This is a genomic window from uncultured Sutterella sp. (assembly GCF_937923675.1).
GTDB lineage: Bacteria > Pseudomonadota > Gammaproteobacteria > Burkholderiales > Burkholderiaceae_F > Sutterella.
The window spans coordinates 1-1930 of sequence record NZ_CALDXB010000015.1; the positions used below are offsets into that span (position 1 = coordinate 1).

A 1930-nucleotide genomic window follows, 5' to 3' on the forward strand; every position below is an offset into this window, starting at 1 on the left:
CGGGTCTTCTTGCCTTCCTTCAGAACAGGCTTGCTGACTTCCCGCTTCGGCGGCGTGATCTTTGCAATGCGTCCGCAGGCATCCAGAGCTTCATTCTTCTTTTCCTTGTTCTGCTGGAGAGCCGCGGCTTCGCCGGCGGCCGTCTCAAGAACGGAAATGACGGCGTCAGCCTTCTTCTGGCCATTCTCGATGTTGACGACCTCGCTGGCTACCGTCTTCTGAGTCTGCTCGGCAACCGCCTCCGACTCTTTGGCCGTCTGCGGCGTGAGCAGTCTGGAGAAAAGTCCGTCCGACTGCTCCGTGCCCTTGCTCAGCAGGTACTCGAGGAGCTGAGTGCTGCTGCGGGCGCAGCCGTCGATGTAGGCGTATTCGCCGAGAATGGTCTTCAGCTGATCTCTCTGCGCTTCAGGGATATCCACGCCGGCCTGTTTGGCGCGCTCTATGGTCTCGAGACAAATCGCCGCCGTGGCTGAAGTCACGTTGACTGCAAGATTTGCCCGTGCTTCTGCCTTGACAAGCTTGACTTCGGTTTCCGCAAGACGCTTTTCGGCATTTTCAGCGCGGTCTTCCGCTTTGCCGGCTCGACTTTCAGCCTTATCAGCCCGTTTTTCAGCATTGTCAGCGCGCCTTTCAGCCTTGCCGGCTCGCTTTTCCGCCTTGTCGGCTCTTGCCTCTGCCTGGGCAAGCAGTTCGCGGAGCTTGTGGACATCTTCAGCGGTGTACTGCATGGAAACGGGTCTTTCATGTGGGGGGAAACTGTCTGAATTATACCGTTTCGAGTGGCTAAAAATTTTAAATTATCTTTTTAAATCAATGCGATAAAGGCTCTCCGGAGCGTTCTGGAGGACTTTGAATTTGAGGATGCGCCGGGGGTCATCTGCATGCTTCGAACGCGAATGAGAAGCAATACAGAGCGCACCGAGGGCCTTATACGCGAACCTTCTCAACCTCACTTTTTTGTTAGATATTCTTTTAGAATCAAATAATTAGATGTTGATTCAGATCAATTTTCAGGCCAGAATGCCGGATCGCTTCGCGTAGATCGGTTCTCCGTCGAGGAACTGCTCCAGATCCGCCGCTGTAAAGCATCGGGTTGCCGGCCCCTGAGCCCGGGCGAGGAACGACTCGAAGCGCCCGGCATGAAGTCCCCGGACCAGGGTTGCTGAACCGCGCTCATCACACCAGATCACTTTGCAGCAGGTCCTGCGCCGGGAAATGAAAACGACGATTTCCTTTCCGCTCTCAACATCGATATCCAGCGCGGCGCGTGCGATCGCAGAAAGGCTTCGATATCCGCTTCGCAGATCGACCGGAGAGACGACGAGCGTAATGCGGCGGTTTCCAGAAGGGAACTTCATCGGAGCGCCTCCGCGAGAACGACTGCTGACCTTTCCGGCGACGGCGTCATGAATTCAAAGAGGACGCCGTTGGGAAGTCGTATTCGGAAGGGAAGTTCCTGCGAGCCTGCCGCCGCAGAGACTGCCGGGCGATGGGCGGCACTGCTCGGCCTAAAGACCGCCGCTTCCGACTTGATTTCGGCAAGCTGAATGTTTTCGCCGAGCTGACGCACCACCACCGTCTGCTCGGGAGTGGATTCAGTCTCAGGCGCTGCCGCCTCGCTGAGTGCGGCTTCCCGATCAAATTGCTGAAAGCGCCCGTAAAGGGCGGACAGGGAGGGCCTGACTTTGGGGAAGTAGTGTTCGATATGGGAGCGGTAGAACTGAGCCCTGCTTAGTCCGCTTTTAAGGAAGTCGCTGTAAGCCTGACGCCAGATAGAGGATTTTTTCATGGAAAACTCCTGAAAGGGAATTTCCATTCTCAGTCCTTGCTTCAAATCTCGGCGGAAGCAATGGGGAGCTTACGAACATCCAGCAAACAAAAGCCCCTGCTGACATCAAATCAACAGGGGCTTCGTTTATAGGGAGCCTGG

Annotated in this window: 3 protein-coding genes; all 3 read right to left on the reverse strand. The window is 55.8% G+C overall.

The window, feature by feature from the left end; translation table 11 throughout:
- Positions 1 to 728, reverse strand: a 728-nt coding sequence (locus Q0106_RS01235; RefSeq protein WP_297607820.1) for a hypothetical protein, incomplete at its 3' end; no start/stop codon positions are given.
- Positions 729 to 1010: 282 nt separating this feature from the next.
- Positions 1011 to 1358, reverse strand: coding sequence for an IS66 family insertion sequence element accessory protein TnpB (gene tnpB, locus Q0106_RS01240; RefSeq protein WP_297607823.1), 348 nt, complete (start codon positions 1356 to 1358; stop codon positions 1011 to 1013).
- Positions 1355 to 1789 (reverse strand): hypothetical protein, encoded by a 435-nt coding sequence (locus Q0106_RS01245; RefSeq protein ID WP_297607826.1) that lies wholly within the window; start codon positions 1787 to 1789, stop codon positions 1355 to 1357. Before Q0106_RS01245 ends, tnpB begins: the two co-directional genes overlap by 4 nt.
- Positions 1790 to 1930: the final 141 nt, after the last annotated feature.

What these genes read in the sequence shown, in the direction of transcription:
- tnpB (WP_297607823.1), bottom strand. Translation starts at nt 1,358, where the DNA reads ATGAAGTTCCCTTCTGGAAACCGCCGCATTACGCTCGTCGTCTCTCCG.
- Q0106_RS01245 (WP_297607826.1), bottom strand. Translation starts at nt 1,789, where the DNA reads ATGAAAAAATCCTCTATCTGGCGTCAGGCTTACAGCGACTTCCTTAAA.